The 15,104-nt window shown below is 76.0% G+C and carries 12 protein-coding genes and 1 pseudogene; all 13 read right to left on the reverse strand.

Features of this window, described 5'->3' with window-relative positions:
* Window positions 1-302: 302 nt before the first annotated feature.
* Window positions 303-1,142 (reverse strand): HpcH/HpaI aldolase/citrate lyase family protein, encoded by an 840-nt coding sequence (locus RM844_RS09240; RefSeq protein WP_311666498.1) that lies wholly within the window; start codon window positions 1,140-1,142, stop codon window positions 303-305.
* A complete protein-coding gene (locus RM844_RS09245) occupies window positions 1,139-2,314 on the reverse strand; it encodes a CaiB/BaiF CoA transferase family protein (protein ID WP_311666578.1) in 1,176 nt (391 codons plus the stop codon). The genes RM844_RS09240 and RM844_RS09245 overlap by 4 nt, the downstream gene beginning before the upstream one ends.
* A gap of 92 nt (window positions 2,315-2,406) precedes the next feature.
* Entirely contained in the window at window positions 2,407-3,339 is a 933-nt protein-coding gene (locus RM844_RS09250; RefSeq protein WP_311666499.1) for a ribokinase, read from the reverse strand.
* A gap of 401 nt (window positions 3,340-3,740) precedes the next feature.
* Window positions 3,741-5,102, reverse strand: a pseudogene (locus tag RM844_RS09255) (ADP-ribosylglycohydrolase family protein); the annotation flags it as partial.
* A complete protein-coding gene (locus RM844_RS09260) occupies window positions 5,102-6,271 on the reverse strand; it encodes an ADP-ribosylglycohydrolase family protein (protein WP_311666500.1) in 1,170 nt (389 codons plus the stop codon). The gene RM844_RS09260 and the pseudogene RM844_RS09255, both read right to left, overlap by 1 nt.
* Window positions 6,268-7,560, reverse strand: coding sequence for an ADP-ribosylglycohydrolase family protein (locus RM844_RS09265; RefSeq protein WP_311666501.1), 1,293 nt, complete (start codon window positions 7,558-7,560; stop codon window positions 6,268-6,270). Before RM844_RS09265 ends, RM844_RS09260 begins: the two co-directional genes overlap by 4 nt.
* Entirely contained in the window at window positions 7,557-8,585 is a 1,029-nt protein-coding gene (locus tag RM844_RS09270) for an ADP-ribosylglycohydrolase family protein (RefSeq protein WP_311666502.1), read from the reverse strand. The genes RM844_RS09265 and RM844_RS09270 overlap by 4 nt, the downstream gene beginning before the upstream one ends.
* Window positions 8,586-8,723: 138 nt before the next feature.
* Window positions 8,724-10,043, reverse strand: a complete 1,320-nt coding sequence (locus RM844_RS09275) for an ABC transporter substrate-binding protein (RefSeq protein ID WP_394814463.1) — start codon at window positions 10,041-10,043, stop codon at window positions 8,724-8,726.
* Window positions 10,040-10,927 carry a carbohydrate ABC transporter permease gene (locus RM844_RS09280; protein ID WP_311666503.1) on the reverse strand — a complete coding sequence of 296 codons (888 nt, stop codon included), beginning with the start codon at window positions 10,925-10,927 and terminating at the stop codon, window positions 10,040-10,042. The genes RM844_RS09275 and RM844_RS09280 overlap by 4 nt, the downstream gene beginning before the upstream one ends.
* Window positions 10,924-11,889: a carbohydrate ABC transporter permease gene (locus tag RM844_RS09285; protein ID WP_311666504.1), complete on the reverse strand. Its 966-nt coding sequence runs from the start codon at window positions 11,887-11,889 to the stop codon at window positions 10,924-10,926. Before RM844_RS09285 ends, RM844_RS09280 begins: the two co-directional genes overlap by 4 nt.
* Window positions 11,890-11,896: 7 nt before the next feature.
* The gene (locus RM844_RS09290; protein WP_311666505.1) at window positions 11,897-12,943 is read right to left on the reverse strand and encodes a LacI family DNA-binding transcriptional regulator; all 1,047 of its coding nucleotides are present in this window, start codon (window positions 12,941-12,943) and stop codon (window positions 11,897-11,899) included.
* A 406-nt stretch (window positions 12,944-13,349) separates the two neighbouring features.
* Window positions 13,350-14,006, reverse strand: a complete 657-nt coding sequence (locus tag RM844_RS09295; RefSeq protein WP_311666506.1) for a YdcF family protein — start codon at window positions 14,004-14,006, stop codon at window positions 13,350-13,352.
* A 211-nt stretch (window positions 14,007-14,217) separates the two neighbouring features.
* A complete protein-coding gene (locus tag RM844_RS09300; RefSeq protein ID WP_311666507.1) occupies window positions 14,218-14,763 on the reverse strand; it encodes a GntR family transcriptional regulator in 546 nt (181 codons plus the stop codon).
* Between the last annotated feature and the right edge of the window lie 341 nt (window positions 14,764-15,104).

Genomic DNA, 15,104 nt, shown 5'->3' on the forward strand with positions numbered 1-15,104 from the left:
CCTTTTTCGTCGGCCCCGCCCCGGCGGTCCTGGCCCGCCGACGGCGGCCGGGCGCGCCCGGGTGAACCGGTGCGGGCGGTCGACACGGCCGGACGGTCCCGGCCCCCTCCGCCCCCGCCTTGGTCGAGCGTGCCCGGTTCGTCCGGCGACGCCTTGGTCGAGCGTGCCCGGTTCGTCCGGCGACGCCTCCGGACTCTCCGGCAGGTCGGCCGGCCCGGCCCCGCCCGCCCGGCCCCGGCCGGCAACGGCCGGGCGGGGCGGGCCACGTGCGCCGCCGCCGGCGGGCGGGCGCGGCCCCGGGGTCAGGGGTGGCGGGCGGCCAGGGCCAGGGTGCGGCGGGCGCCGGCGACCACCGCCGGGTCGACGAACCGGCCGTCCGGCAGGGCGGCCGCCCCGGCCTCGGCCGCGGCCGCCGCGAGGATCTCGCCGGCTGCCGCCACCTCGTCCGCGGTCGGCGTGAACGCCTCCTCGATCACCGCGAGTTGGCGGGGGTGGATGGCCGCCCGTCCGCACAGCCCCAGGGACCGCCCGACCCGGCAGGAGTCCGCCAGGCCGGCCAGGTCCCGCACGTCCGGGTAGACCGACTGGGCCGGCGGGTCGAGGCCGGCGGCCCGGGCCGCGACCACCGCGCGGCCCCGGGCCCAGGCCAGCCCGGCCTCGTCCCGCACCCCCAACTCGGCCCGCAGGTCGGCCTCGCCGAGGGCCAGCCCCGCGACCGCCGGATGCCCCGAGGCGATGGCGAACGCCGCCTCCAGGCCGAGGGCGCTCTCCAGCAGCGGCCACAGCGGCGGCACCGGGCCGGTGGCGCCGGCCCAGTCGGCGACCGTGGCCAGCGCGGCCGCCCCGGTCACTTTGGGCAGCCGCAGGCCGGCCAGCCCCGGCAGCCCGGCCAGCCGCGCCACCTCCCGCCGGGCCAGCGGGCCGGCCACCGCGTTGACCCGGACGTGCACCGGCACCGGTGTCCGGTCGGCGAGCAGTTCGGCGGTGGCGTCCAGCGCGTACCGCTTCCGGTCCGGGGCGACCGCGTCCTCCAGGTCCACGATCACCACGTCCGCGCCGGCGCGCAGCGCCTTGGCGACCACCTCGGGCCGGTCCCCCGGGGCGTAGAGCCAGGTCAGCGGCGGGCGTTCGGGCCCGGTCACAGGGTGCCCGCCGCGCGCAGCCGGGCGATCTCGTCGGCCGGGACGCCGAGTTCGGCCAGCACCGTGTCGGTGTCGGCGCCGTGCGGCCGGCCGGCCCAGCGGATGCCGCCGGGCGTCGCGGAGAGCCGGAACAGCACGTTCTGCATCCGGAGCGTGCCCAACTCCGGGTCCGGCACCTCGGTGACGGTCTCCAGCGCCCGGTACTGCGGGTCGGCCAGCACGTCCCGCACGTCGTAGACCGGGGCGACGGCGGCCTGCGCCGCCTCGAAGTCGGCCAGTACCTGCGCCCGGTCGTGCCGGGCGATCCAGGAGCCGACCGCCTCGTCCAACTCGTCGGCGTGCGCGGCCCGTCCGGCGCCGCTGGCGAACCAGTCCGCCTCGATCAGCTCGGGACGGCCGACCAGCCGCAGCACGCGTTCGGCGATGGACTGGGCGGAGGTGGAGACCGCGACCCAGTGCCCGTCGGCGGTCCGGTAGGTGTTGCGGGGCGCGTTGTTGGTCGAACGGTTCCCGGTGCGCGGCTGCACGTAGCCCAACTGGTCGTACCAGAGCGGCTGCGGGCCGAGCACGGTCAGCAGCGGCTCGATGATGGCCAGGTCAACCACCTGTCCCCGGCCGGTGTGCGCCCGCCCGGCCAGCGCCGTCATCACCGCGTAGGCGGTGGTCAGCGCCGCGATCGAGTCGGCCAGGCCGAACGGCGGCAGCGTCGGCGGGCCGTCCGGTTCGCCGGTGATCGCGGCGAAGCCGCTCATCGCCTCGGCGAGCGTGCCGAAGCCCGGCCGGCCGGCGTACGGCCCGAACTGGCCGAAGCCGGTGACCCTGGCCAGCACCAGCTGCGGGTTGACGGCGTGCAGTTCGTCGGGCCCCATGCCCCACTTCTCCAGGGTGCCGGGGCGGAAGTTCTCGATCACCACGTCCGCCCCGGCGGCCAGCCGCAGCAGCAGTTCGCGGCCGTCCGGCGTGGACAGGTCGAGCGTGATGGTCCGCTTGTTGCGGCCCAGCAGCTTCCACCAGAGCCCGACGCCGTCCTTGCTCGGCCCGTGGCCGCGGGACGGGTCCGGCCGGCGCGGGTGTTCGACCTTGACGACCTCCGCGCCGAAGTCGCCGAGCAGGGTGGCGGCCAGCGGCCCGGCGAAGAGCGTGGCCAGGTCCAGCACCCGCAGGCCGGCCAGCGGCGTCGGCCGGTCGTCCGGCGCGGAGCCGGTGGTCGCGGCGGTGGTCGGGGCAGTCGTCGAAGCGGTGGTCGCGGCGGCGGAGTTGTGGGTCACGACGCCCTCCCGGGGGTCGGTGCTGAGCGGAACAGGGTGTCGATCTCGGCGCGGTTCGGCATCGAGGCCGAGGCGCCTGGACGGCTCACGGCGAGCGCGGCGGCGCCGGCGGCCCAGGCCATGGCCCGCGGCACCGGTCGGCCCTCGCCGACCGCGACGGCCAGCGCCCCGACGAAGGTGTCGCCGGCGGCCGTGCTGTCCACCGCCCGGACCGGCACGGCCGGCACGCTGACCGGCTCGGCGTCCCGGGCGGCGTAGAGGCTGCCGGCGGCGCCCAGGGTGATCACCACCTCGGGCACCAGGGCCAGCAGTGCCCGCGCGGCGGCCAGCGGTTCGGCGACCCCGGTCAGCACCGCGGCCTCGTGTTCGTTGGGGACCAACAGGTCGGTGAGGGCCAGGAGTTCGGGCGGTAGCGGTTGGGCGGGCGCCGGGGTGAGCACGGTGCGGACGCCGTGCGCGCGGGCCGCCCGCACGCCGGCCAGCACCCCCTCGACGGGCAGCTCCAGCTGGGTCAGCAGGGCGTCGGCCGCGGCGATCCGTTCCTCGTCGCCGGTGGCGAGGCCGGTGACCGTGCTGTTGGCGCCCGGCACCACCACGATGGAGTTGCCGCCCTCGTCGTCCACCACGATGTGCGCGGTCCCGCTGGCGCCCGGCACGGTGCGCAGGCCGGTGGTGTCGACGCCGGCGTCGGCGAGCGCGGCGCGCAGCCGGGGCGCGAACGGGTCGTCGCCGACGGCGCCGATCATGGCGACCCGGCCCCCGGCGCGGGCGGCGGCGACGGCCTGGTTGGCGCCCTTGCCGCCGGGCAGGGTGCGGAACTCCCGGCCGGCGACGGTCTCCCCGCGACGGGGGGCGGTGGCCACGAAGGCCACCAGATCCATGTTGGTCGAGCCGAGGACCGCGACGGCGGTGGCGCGGGGTCCGGTCATGCGGGGGCCTCCTGAGCTGGTGCGGGGCCGGCGGGGCCGGCGGGGCCGGCGGGGCCGGCGGGGCCGGTGGTGTGCCGGGCCGCGTCGTGGTCGGGCGGCGGGCCGCCGGCGGCGTCCGGCTGGCGGCCGTCCCGGGCGGCGTCGTCGCGGGTTGTCCCGTGCCGGGCGCCGGCGGTGGGTGAGGTGACGTCCGGGGCGACTCCGCCCGGGGCAGGCGCGGGGCCGGCGTGCAGGTCCGGGGCGGCTTCGCCTCGGGTGGCCCGGCGTCCGGGGTCGGCGTCCGGGCTGGTCGTGCCCCGGGCGGCGGGTCGGGCGGCGTCTTCCCGGCGGGGGCTCCCCGACCCGGCGCCGTCCCGGCCGCCCCCGCCGCCGGCGGGCGCGGCGGCCGGGGCGACGGCCGCCGTCAGTTCGGCCAGGGTGTCGAAGCCGACGCCGTCGAAGCCGGCGACCGAGCTGGCCAGCCGGTTGTCCAGCGGGGCGGTCCAGCGGCTGGGCAGCGCCGCCGGCGTGCCGGCCAGCGCGCCGGCCAGCGAGCCGGCGGTGGCGCCGTTGGAGTCGGTGTCCAGGCCGCCGGCCACCGCGCGGCAGACGGCCGCGGTGAACGCGCCCCCGCTGTGCGTCAGCGCGGCGGCCAGCAGCGCGGCGTTGGGCAGCACGTGCACCCAGTGGTGGCCGGCGAAGCGGGCGTGCAGCTCGTCCACCGCGCGGTCGAAGTCCCGGTGCGCGCGGGCGGCGGCGACGCCGGCCCGGACGGCGGCGGCGTACCGGGAGCCGGGCGGCACCACGGAGAGCCCGACGGTCAGGCAGCGGTCCACGTCCGCCCGGCCGGTCATCGCCTCGGCGAGCGCCGCCGCCACGAACATCGCCCCGTAGACGCCGTTCCCGGTGTGCGTCAACACCGCGTCCCGGTGGGCCAGTTCGGCGGCCCGACCGGGGTCGCCCGGGTGGGTCCAGCCGAAGACGTCGGCACGGATCTGGGCGCCGATCCACTCGCGGAACGGGTTGTGGTGCCGGGCGGTCGCGGGTGGCTCAAGGCCGGCCAGCAGGTTGCGGTAGGCGACCCGTTCGGCGGTGAAGGTGCGGCCGGCCGGTAGCTCGTCCAGCCACACCCCGGCCACCTCGGCGGTACCGAAGTCGGTGCCGTGCCGCTGGAGTAACAGCAGGTTGAGTAACGGGTAGTTGAGGTCGTCGTCCTCCGGGGTGCCGGCGATGTTCTCGGCCAACGAGGTGGCCGCTGAGCGGCGGTTCCACGGGTGCGCGGCCAACAGCTCGGCCGGCACGCCGCGTTCGGTGAACCAGTTGTCCAGCGGCCAGTTGCCGGCGGCCCGGGCCAGCGCCCGGATCGCCGACAGCGGCAGCTTCTCCACCGGCTTGCCCAGCACGCAGCCGACCGCCCGCCCCAGCCAGGCGGCCGCCAGCCGGGCCGGCTCCGGCGCAACCGGTCGGGCCGGCGGCGCCGGCCAGGCGGGGCAGGCGGCCCGGATGGCGGCCAGCTCGGTCGGCTCGCGGTCCGCCAACGGCGAGGGCAGCGCGGCCAGTTCGTCCAGCAGCGCGTGGGCGAGCCGGCGCCGCTCGGGCGGCGCCGGGGTCGGCGAGGCGCCGGCCCGGTCGGGCGCCGGCCGGCCGCCGGCGGCCAGCCAGCGCCGCTCGACGGCGCGCGCGTCCCGCCCGTCCTGGGCGGCCTGGGCCAGCTCGTGGCCGACCAGGTCCTCCGGCTGCACCCAGGTCAGCCGCAGCCCGGCCGGGCTCGCGGGCGCCCCCATCAGGCCGCCTCGATGGCGCGGAAGAGCGCCTCGTGGGCGCGGCGCCTGGCCAGGTCGCGGGCGAACACCTCGCGCGCCACCTCGGCCAGCGCCACCGCCGGGGCGCGCAGGTCCAGCCGGCTGGCCCGGCCGACCTCCTCGCTCCACTCGGCCGGCACCGCCCGCTCGCCGGCCAGCGCGCCCACCAGGGCGCCGCTCATGGTGGCGATCGAGTCGCAGTCCCTGCCGTAGTTCACCGAACCCAGCACGGTGTGCCGGTAGTCGCCCCGACCGATCAGCAACATGCCCAGGGCGATGGGGAGTTCCTCGATGGCGTGCAGCCGGGACGGCCGGCGGGCGCCCAGCGACGGCTGGCGGTACTCGGGCCCGACCGTGTCGAACGGGGCGACGGCGGCCCGCAGCGGAGCCAGCGCCGCCTCGTAGTCGTCGAAGCCGGCGGCCACCTCGCAGACCGCCTCGATCGCCGCCCGGGTGCCGTCCTTGGCCAGCGCCAGCGCCGCCGCCACCACGGAGTCGGGGGTGGCGTCCGGCTGGCAGGCGGCGGCCACCGCGCCGGCGAACACACCGGCCGCCTCCCGGCCGTAGCTGGACTGGTGGGCGCCGGCCACGTCCAGGGCCTCGGCGTAGGCGCCGGCCGGGTTGGCCGCGTTGACCACCCCGACCGGCGCCATGTACATCGCGGCACCGCAGTTGACGATGTTCCCCACGCCGGCCTCCCGCGGGTCCACGTGGCCGTAGTGCAGCCGCGCCACGATCCACTTCTCGGCGAGGAAGATCCGCTGCAACGGCAGGGCCTCCGCCTCCAGTTCGGGAATCCAGCGGGGGGTGCCCATCAGGTCGGGCACCAGGTGGTCGGCGACCGCGTAGGCGTCCAGGTGGTCGCGGACCCGCTCGTAGACGCGGACCAGGGCGTGGGTCATCAGGGTGTCGTCGGTGACGTGCCCGTCGCCCTTGTGGTACGGGGCGATCGGCCGGGCGGTCCGCCAGTCGTCCCGGTGGAACGGCTCGACGATGCCCTGCACCCGGCCGCCGTGCCGCTCGACGATCGCCTCCGGCGTCCAGCCCTCGACGGGCCCACCCAGCGCGTCGCCCACGGCGGCGCCCACCAGGACCCCCGCGGTGCGTTCGGCCAGCGACGGCGCCACGGTGACGGTCTCGTGTCGGTTCATGCTCGGAGTCCTTCCGACGATGCTGCGAGGTGATCGGCAGTGACTGCTTGGGTTCCAGCGGGGCCGGCGGCGGGGTCGGCTGTCGGTCCGGCGGCTGGTCCGGCGGCGGGGTCGGCGGACGCGGCGCCCGCCGGGTCCGGCAGGCACGGCGCCGACTCCAGCGCGGTGGCCAGCTCCACCAGGTCCACGCCGGCCAGCCGGGGCAGCGCGCAGCCGGCCAGCGTCCGGCAGGCGTCCCGCCAACTCGCCGGCAGCGCCGCCGCGCCACCCACCACCCCGGTCAGCGCCCCGGCCAGGGCCGGCGCCGAGTCCGCGACCCGGGAGAGGCAGGCCGCGCTCGGCACCGCCTCGGTGACCGCGCCGGCCGCCGCCGTGGCCACCGCCAGGGCCACCGGAACCGTCTCGGCCGCCGCGATGCCGTAGCTGTAGACGTGGTCGACGATCTCGTGCTCCAGGACCGGGACCAGCGCGAACGCGTTCCCCGGCAGCCCCGGCCTGGCGGCGGCCGCGGCCTGCCCCAACTCCACGGCGCGCAGCGCGTTCCGCCGGATCTCGGTCTCCGCCGGCAGCTGCCGCAGCGCGGCGGCCACGCAGCTCTCCATCGGGCCGCCGCCGAGCGCCACCGCCACCGCGGCGGCCACCGCCCGCGCCCCGTGCACCCCGTCGCCGTCCTGCGTGTAGCGGGCGTCGAACTCGGCGAGATCGGCCGCCGCGGCCGGCTGCCCCGGGTGCACCACGGCCAGCACGGCGGCCCGCACGCAGGCCGCGTCGTCGAAGTAGTGCGGGTTGTCGTGGCCGGTGGCCGGCGGGCGCAGCCCGGCGGCCAGGTTGCCGAGGCCGGCGCGGACGGAGATCCGGGCCCGCAGCGGCACGTGCGCCGACTCGATCTCCTCGGCCTGCTCGGCCGCCGCCGCCACCTCGTCGGCCAGCGCGTTCCAGGCCAACGCCAGGGCGGAGCGCACCCGTTGGTCGGTGGAAAGGTCGCTGCCGCCGGACACCGTCGCGGACAGCACCGCCTGCGCGGTGAACGCCGCCCACTCGGCGTCGTCCGACGGGCCCAGCCGCAGCGGGTCGGGCGGCTGGTTCAGCGCGATCGGCACCGGCAGCGTGGTGGTCGCGTTCTGCTCGGCGAAGGTGTCCAGCTCCCTGGTCAGCCGGCGGGTCCAGTCCGGCAGTCGGGTCGCCCGGTGCCGGCCCGAGGGCCAGCCCGCCGCGTCGCCGGCCGCGATGCCCAGCAGCAGGCCCTCGATCCGGCGCTGGCCCCCGTCGGCGGTGGGGTGCGCGCTCACGCGACCGCCCCCGCGCTGTCGTCCGACGTCGGCGTCAACAGCTCGGCCACATCCAGCACATGACGGCCCGCCATGGACGGCAGGCAGCTGCCCCGCACCGGGCCGATCGCCGCGGCCCAGTCGGCCGGGATGGCCGACTCGCCGCCCAGCGCGCCGGCCAGCGCCCCGGCGACGGCCGCCGTGGTGTCCGCGTCCCGGCCCATGTTGACGGCGGTGGTCACCGCCTCCCGGAACCGGCCGCGGGCCGCGGCGAACGCGCCGAACGCCAGGCCCACCGCCTCCGGCGCCAGGTCCGTCCACGGGTAGCCGCCGATCACGGTGGCCGACCTGACCGCCCGCTCCACCGAGAGCCGGGTGGCCAGCGGGTCCCGCCTGGCCCGCCGGGCCGCCGACACCGCGCGGTGCAGCGACCTGGCCGTCCAGGAGTCCTCCGGCACCACCGAAAGGGCGGCCTGCACCACCACCTCGGGCCGGTGCCCGACCATCGCCGCGGCCACCCCGGCGGCCACCGCGCGCCCGCCGTAGATGCCCTCCCCGTCGTGCGAGACGGTGCCGTCGATGGCGACCAGCCGGGCCGCCTCCGCCGGCCGGCCAGCCGCGAACACCCCGAACGGGGCGGCCCGCATGGCCAGTCCGTCGCTCCAGGCGTGCCGGTGCTGCGCCGAGATCGGCGCGGCCAGGCCCCGGCGGAGGTTCTCCAGGGTGCCGCGCTCGCTGAAGCCGGCGCCCTTGAACGGGCCCTCGTCCCGGTCGGCGATCCAGGCGTGCCAGGCCGACTCGACCTGCGCCACGGTCAGCGCCGAGCCGTGCTCGGCCAGCAACAGGCCGGAGAAGATGGCGTACTCGGTGTCGTCGGTGCCGGCCGGGTCCTCGCTGACGAACCCGTCGATCCGACCCCACCGGTCACGGATCTGGGACGGGGTGAGGTTCTCCGCCGGCGCGCCCAGGGCGTCGCCCACCGCCAGGCCCAGCATCGCGCCCCTGGCGCGGTCCCTGGGCACGACGGGGGGCGCTCCCGCGGTCATGGTCCGAAGCCCGCGGGGCCCGTCCGGGCTCCCCGCGGCTGGCGTCGTGGTTCTCGGCTCGGGAACGGGGTCGAGGCTGACGCTCATGTCTGACGTGCTCATTTCTGGTTGGGCGGAAGCCTCCGACGCGGCGGGCCGCTAGCGCTGGTAGCGGTTGAGAATCCGCTGGCCGTCGTCGGTGAGCTGCTCGCGGAGACGGTCCAGATCGATGCCCCCGCGGTAGTACTCCTGGAGCGCGGGCGTGGCGATCTTGTCCTTCCACTCGGGGTAGCCGCGCACCCCGAGCACCGGGGAGGGACGCAGCTCGCCGGCTATTCGGGTCCCGGTGCGCCAGCCGTGCTCCGGGGTGTCCAGCGCCGGGTCCGCGAGTGCCGTCTCGCTGGTCGGCAACATCCAGTCGCCCAGGGCCAGTCGCACCTGGTGCTCCGGCTGGGTGAGGAAGGCGACGAAGTCGGCGGCGGCCCGCTGGTGGTCGCTCTCCTCGGCGACCGACAGGGTCTGCGGTGCCGTCCCCTGCGCGAGGCCGTGCTCGGCGCCGCCGCTGGGCATCGGCAGCACGGTCCAGGCGAAGCCGTCCGGTGCCTGCTGGGCGACCTGCTGCCGGAAGGAGAAGTTCAGCGGCAGCATCGCGTACCGGCCGGCGTAGAAGCCGGGCAGCGTGTCCGAGCCCGACATGCCCAGGGCGCTCGCGGCGGCCGTGCCGTCCTCGTGCACCTGCCGGTGGATCAGCTCGGCGACGGCGGAGTCCGCCGGGCCGTAGCGCACCTCGTTCCGGCCGTCCCGCCGGGTGAACACCTGGCCGCCGGTGGAGAGCGAGAGGTTGACGGTCTGGGTGACCGGCTCCCTCATCGACCAGGCGACGCCGTGGGTGTCGGTCTCGCCGTCCCCGTCGGTGTCCCGGGTCAGCGCGGCGCTGGCCGCCTCGAACTCGGCCCAGCTCCACGGCGCGTCGGGGGTCGGCACCCGCACCCCGGAGTCCGCCAGCAGCGCCTGGTTGACCACCAGCACCCGGGGCTCCTGGAGGAACGGCACCCCGTAGAGGCCGCCGTCGTACTCGGTGGTCGACCAGGCGGCGGCCGGCACGTCGGCCAGCAGCTCGGCGGGGAGCAGTCCGGTCAGGTCGGCGAGGAAGCCGCCGTTCGCGAAGTCCGTCAGGTCCGAGGCGTCGTTGTGGATGACGTCCGGCGCCTCGCCGCCCTCGAAGGAGGTCAGCAGGTGGTCGTGGATGTTGTCCCAGGAACCCTGCACGTAGCGCACCTGGACGTCCGGGTTGGCCGCGTTCCACTCGGCGACCAGATCCTCGTTGGCGGCCACCGACTCGGCCTGCCAGGCGAGGCTCAGGAAGTCGAGGGTGACCGGCCCGTCCGGATCGCCCGAGCCGCCGCCGCAGCCGGCCGTGCCCAACAGGGCCAACGTCAGCGTGGCGCCCAGCAGCCGGGCCCGGCGCGCGGCGCTCACGCCTTCACCGCCCCGGCGAGCATCCCGCTGACCAGCCGCCGCTGGAGCAGCGCGAAGAACAGCAGGCTGGGCAGCGTGGCCAGCAGCGCGGCGGCGGCCAGCGGGCCCAGGTCGGCGACGCCCTCGGCGCCGATGAAGTGGGTCAGGATCACGGACATCGTCTGCTTCTCCGGAGACTTGAGCAGGACCAGGGCGAAGAAGAACTCGTTCCAGGCGGTCACGAAGGAGAACATCAGGGTGGCCACCAGGCCCGGCGTCAACAGCGGCAGCACCACGCTGACCAGCGTCCGCGGCCGGCTGGCCCCGTCCACCGCCGCCGCCTCCTCCAGCGCGACCGGCACCGCCCGCACGTAGCCGCGCAGCATCCACAGCGCGAACGGCAGGTTCCACACCACGTAGACGACGACCAGCCCGGGCAGCGAGTTGATCAGGTGCAGGTTCCGCAGCACCAGGAAGAGCGGGATGATCACCAGCACGAACGGGAACATCTGGCTGACCAGCACCCAGACCGTGCCGACCTGACCGATCCGCGACCGGTAGCGGACCATCACATAGGCGGCCGGCACCGCGACCGTCACCGCGATCACCGCCGAACTCGTCGCCACCAGCGCGCTGTTGAGCGCCGACCTGAGCAGCGGCTGGGCGTCGAACGCGGCCCGGAAGTTCTCCAGCGTCGGCTGCTCCGGGATCCACGTCGGGTCGATTGAGCCCAGCTCCTGCGGCGACTTCAGCGCCGTGGACAGCAGCCACAGCAGCGGGAAGCCCAGGAAGACCAGGTAGCAGCCGAGCGCCAGGTACTGCCCGGCCCGGCCGGCGCCGCGCGCCAGCCGCCGCCGGGTCGGCGGCCGGGAGACCGGGGGCGCGGGTCGTGGGGTGTCGCTCATCGGGCGTCCTCCCGCAGCCTGCCGCGCAGGAACAGCGCCAACAGCACCGCGACCAGGGCGACCATCGCCAGCCCCATCGCCGCCGCGTAGCCGTACTGCCCGTACTTGAACGCCTCCTCGTAGGCGAAGAGCGCCGGCAGTCTGGTGTTGCCACCCGGGCCGCCCTGCGTCAACACGTAGACCAGCCCGAAGGAGTTGAAGTTCCAGATCAGGTTGAGCGCGGTGATGGCCAGCACCACCGGCCGGATCGCCGGCCAGGTCACCGAGGCGAACCGGCGCCACGCCCCGGCGCCGTCCAGCTCGGCCGCCTCCCGCAGCTCCCGCGGCACGTTCTGCAACCCGGCCAGCAGCACCACCGTGGTCTGCGGCATGCCGGCCCAGACGCCGACCGCGATCACCGAGGGCAGCGCCAGCGACAGGCTGGTCAGCCAGTCCACATCGCTCTCGATCAGGCCCAGTTGACCCAACGTCTGGTTGAGGATGCCGGCGTCCTGGTGGTACACCAGCCGCCACATGATGCCGACCACCACCTCCGGCATCGCCCAGGGCACCAGCGCCAGGGTGCGGGCCAGCCAGCGCAGCCGCAGGTTCTGGTCGAGCAGCAGCGCCAGGCCGAGCGCCAGCAGGAACTGGAGCGTCGTGACGCACAGCGCCCAGACCAGTCCGATCCGGAAGGAGTCCCAGAAGAGGGTGTCGTGCCGCAGGTCGGTGAAGTTCAACAGGCCGACGAACTGGGTGGGTTCGGTGCGGCCGGCCTGCGCGTCGGTGAAGGCGAGGGAGACCGCGTACAGCAACGGGCCCACGCTCAGCACCAGGATGGGTATCAGCGCCGGCAGCAGCAGGAACCAGGCGCCCCGGTCGAGCCCCAGGGCCCGCCGGCGCTCGGCCGGCGTCCTCGGGGGCGGGGTGCCGCGGTTCCCCTGACCCGGGACGGCTTTGGCCCGGGCGGGAAGCAGAGTCATGCGAACCTCATGGCTTCGGGTCGGTCGCCGGCGCGGTCGAGGCGCGCACGACGAGGCGGGGTGGGGCGGTGGTGGTGCGGGGCGCCGGGCCGGCGCGCTCCCCGCCGGGGGGCGCCGGCCGGCCGTCCAGCCGGTCCAGCAGCAACTCGGCGGCGCGCCGGCCGCGTTCGGCGGAGCCCAGGTCCACGCTGGTCAGTGGGGGCCAGGCGACCTGGGCCAGCTCGCTGTCGTCCATCCCGGCGACCGCCAGGTCCGCCGGCACCCGCAGGCCGCGGGCCAGCAGGGCGTGCGCGGCGCCCAGCGCCAACTGGTCGTTGGCGCAGAACAGCGCGTCCGGGCCGGCCGGCAGCAGCCGCCGCGCGGCGCGGGCGCCGGCCTCCACCCCGAACTCGGTGCGCACCACCAGCTCCGGCCGGTAGGGCAGGCCGCACTCGGCCAGCCCGGCCCGGTACCCCAGCTCCCGGTGGTGCCCCGGCACGGTGTCGGCGGGGCCGTTGACGAAGGCGATCCGGCGGCGGCCGGTGGCGTGCAGGTGGCGCACCGCGAGGGTGGCGCCGGCCACCGAGTCGGCCCGCACGCTGTCCACCGGCACGCCGGGCGGCAGCGAGCCGATCACCACCACCGGGCCGGCCGCCGCGCCGAGCGCGGCGACGTGCGCGTCGGTGATCCGGATCGGCACCAGGATCAGCCCGTCGCTGGTGCGGTCCTGGAGGCTGCGCAGCACGGCCAGTTCGTCCTCGGCGACGGCGTCCGTCGAGTGCAGCAGCAGCCGGTAGCCGGCGGCCTTGGTGACCTCCTGGATGGCCCGGACCATCGCGACGTAGACCGGGTTGCCGATGTCCGGCATGGCGAAGGTCAGTTGGCGGGTCCGGCCGCCCTTGAGCGAGCGGGCCACCGCGTTGGGCACGTAGCCCAGCTCGGCGGCGGCCCGCCGCACCCGCTCGGTGGTGTCCCGGCGGGCGCCCTGCCCGTTGAGCACCCGGGAGACGGACGCGATGGAGACGCCGGCGCGTTCGGCTATGGACACGATGGTCGGCGGGCCCCCGTCTGGCATGTCCTGTCCCCTTGTGCTGTGTTCATGGTGGTTGGCGGTCTTCACCCCGTGTTCGGCTGGTTCCGGGAAACGTTTCCAGCCGCTGGAATCGTTTACAGATGCTGGTGGCGCGGGCCTGGCCCGTCAAGGGGTCGTTGACCCTGGGCTGTTGATCGGTCGGCTGTCACCGAGAAGTATGGCGGGGGTGTGGCCACGCTATGGGCGGTTCGTGGCGAATGTGGTCGGTCCGGCTGACATCCCACACGCATGTGCGAACCCCGGCGGGGCGGCGACGGGGGTCGGCGGTGCGCGGGACGGCGGGGCCGTCGCGCTGCGCGGCGGCCCGCGGCCGAGGCGGCCGTCGCCCGCGAGGGAGGCGGTCGCTTCCCGTGGGTGGGTGCTGTCGCTGGGTGTCTCTCCGGCGTGGCTACGGGACGAGGCGGCTGGTGAAGCCGGCCGCGCGGAGCCGGTCGAAGGCGGCGCGCACCTCCGTCGGCACGGGCTGGCTGATCATGAACCCGCGCTCCGGGTAGACCAGAAGCCGCTGCTGGGCGCCGACCAGCATGTCGATGACCAGGGTGGCGTCCCCCACGGAAGCGACGTAGTCCGCGAACGACATCGGCGAGGAGGCGCTCACCACCTCGACCTCCGGCCAGAGCTTCCGCGCGGTGGCGTAGGCCCGCCGTTCCTCGTAGGGCTTGCTCACCAGCAGCACTGAGTCCACGGCGATCCCGCGGTCCGCCAACAGGGCGCGCGAGAAACGGATGTTCTCCCCGGTGTTCGTCGCCCGCGGCTCGACCAGGATCGCCGCGTCGGGCACGTCGAGGGTGAGCGCCCGCTCCCGGTAGTGCTGGGCTTCGCCCCTTGGCATCCGCTCGCGGGTGGTCGGGCTGTTCGCCCCGGTGAAGAGGACGAGCGGCACCAGCCCCGCCCGGTAGAGACTGGCGGCCACGTCCGCCACCCCCAGGTCGTGACTGCCGAGCCCCACGGCGACGGAGCACGGGCGCGGCTCGTGCCGCATCCGCTGATACCCCCAGAGGACGCGGGCGTCCGCCCACGCCTGCTCGGTGATGCGCTCGCTCATCGCGGCATCCGCTCGTCTCGCGCCGCGTTCCGGCGCGAGCCCGGCATCCGGCAGGCGGCTGACCGCCCGGGCGGTTGCGCGACGTGTGCCGACACCCGGTCGAGGGGCCGTGTCGGGGTGTGAGGCCGCCCGACGTGACCTTGGCACGGAGGCCCGCCGGCACGGGCGTCGGGTGGTCGCCGAGCGGCTTCCGCTTCATCTGCCCTCGACATCAGACAGTCCTCATCTCGTAGCGCAGGCTCTGGGTGCCCGCGTGGAAGACGGACACGTCCACCTGGAACGGGAGTTCGTGGTCGCCGAAGGTGTGGCGGAGTAGGTGGAGCACGGGCTCGTGGTGGTCCAGGTCGAGGAGTCGCTTCTCCTCCTCGTCGGGCATTCGGGCTCGGACCTCCTCGGTGACGGTGCGGGCGACGAAACCGAGGGAGGCGAGCAGGGTCACCGCGCCGCCGGGGATCTTGGCCCGTTGGGCGAGCCGCGTCCCGGCGGCCACCTCCAGGGGGTAGTAGCTGCCGGTCACCTCGGTGGCCTCGTCGTCCAGGTAGATGATCCGGCGTCGTTCCACCACGGAATGGCCTGCGGGGAGGCCGAACGCCCGCGCCACCGGCTCGGGGGCCGGCACCGTCCCGGCGCCGAGGACGCGTTGGGTGCCGCGCCGACCTCGGGCGGCGGTCTCCGCGCCCCAGGCGTCGCCCTGCCCCGCCGCACGCGCACGCGTGTACGGCGCCGACGTGTTGACCCACTCATTGCCACCCACCACGCGCCACTCCGTTCGTTGCCAGGCCGCGCCTTGCCACTGTGCACGGTGAGCATAGAGACCAACCTCGCTACCTTCGCGAATAGCGTCTTGGTCATGCGTGATGCGAAGGCGAGAGGGCCGGCTCCCACTGCGGGGACCTCGGCCCCTGGGCCCCGTTCTCGTTGACGCCGCCGGCATCCCCTTCGGCGATCCGCGGATCCGGTGGGTTGTCGCCTGCCAACTTGCCGTGACCCTCGACAACTTCACGTTCACCGACCTCGAAGCGGAGGTTCAGGCGGCCGGCAGCACGACCAGCGACCATGGGCGGCACGGGTAGGTCGAACCTGTCACACCAGGACGCC

This window comes from Streptomyces chisholmiae (assembly GCF_031845445.1).
Classification (GTDB): Bacteria; Actinomycetota; Actinomycetes; order Streptomycetales; family Streptomycetaceae; genus Streptomyces; species Streptomyces chisholmiae.

Coding starts and splice junctions, on each gene's coding strand:
- RM844_RS09270 (WP_311666502.1), bottom strand. CDS start 8,585: ATGACCGCGGGAGCGCCCCCCGTCGTGCCCAGGGACCGCGCCAGGGGC.
- RM844_RS09295 (WP_311666506.1), bottom strand. CDS start 14,006: ATGAGCGAGCGCATCACCGAGCAGGCGTGGGCGGACGCCCGCGTCCTC.
- RM844_RS09250 (WP_311666499.1), bottom strand. CDS start 3,339: ATGACCGGACCCCGCGCCACCGCCGTCGCGGTCCTCGGCTCGACCAAC.
- RM844_RS09290 (WP_311666505.1), bottom strand. CDS start 12,943: ATGCCAGACGGGGGCCCGCCGACCATCGTGTCCATAGCCGAACGCGCC.
- RM844_RS09280 (WP_311666503.1), bottom strand. CDS start 10,927: ATGAGCGACACCCCACGACCCGCGCCCCCGGTCTCCCGGCCGCCGACC.
- RM844_RS09285 (WP_311666504.1), bottom strand. CDS start 11,889: ATGACTCTGCTTCCCGCCCGGGCCAAAGCCGTCCCGGGTCAGGGGAAC.
- RM844_RS09260 (WP_311666500.1), bottom strand. CDS start 6,271: ATGAACCGACACGAGACCGTCACCGTGGCGCCGTCGCTGGCCGAACGC.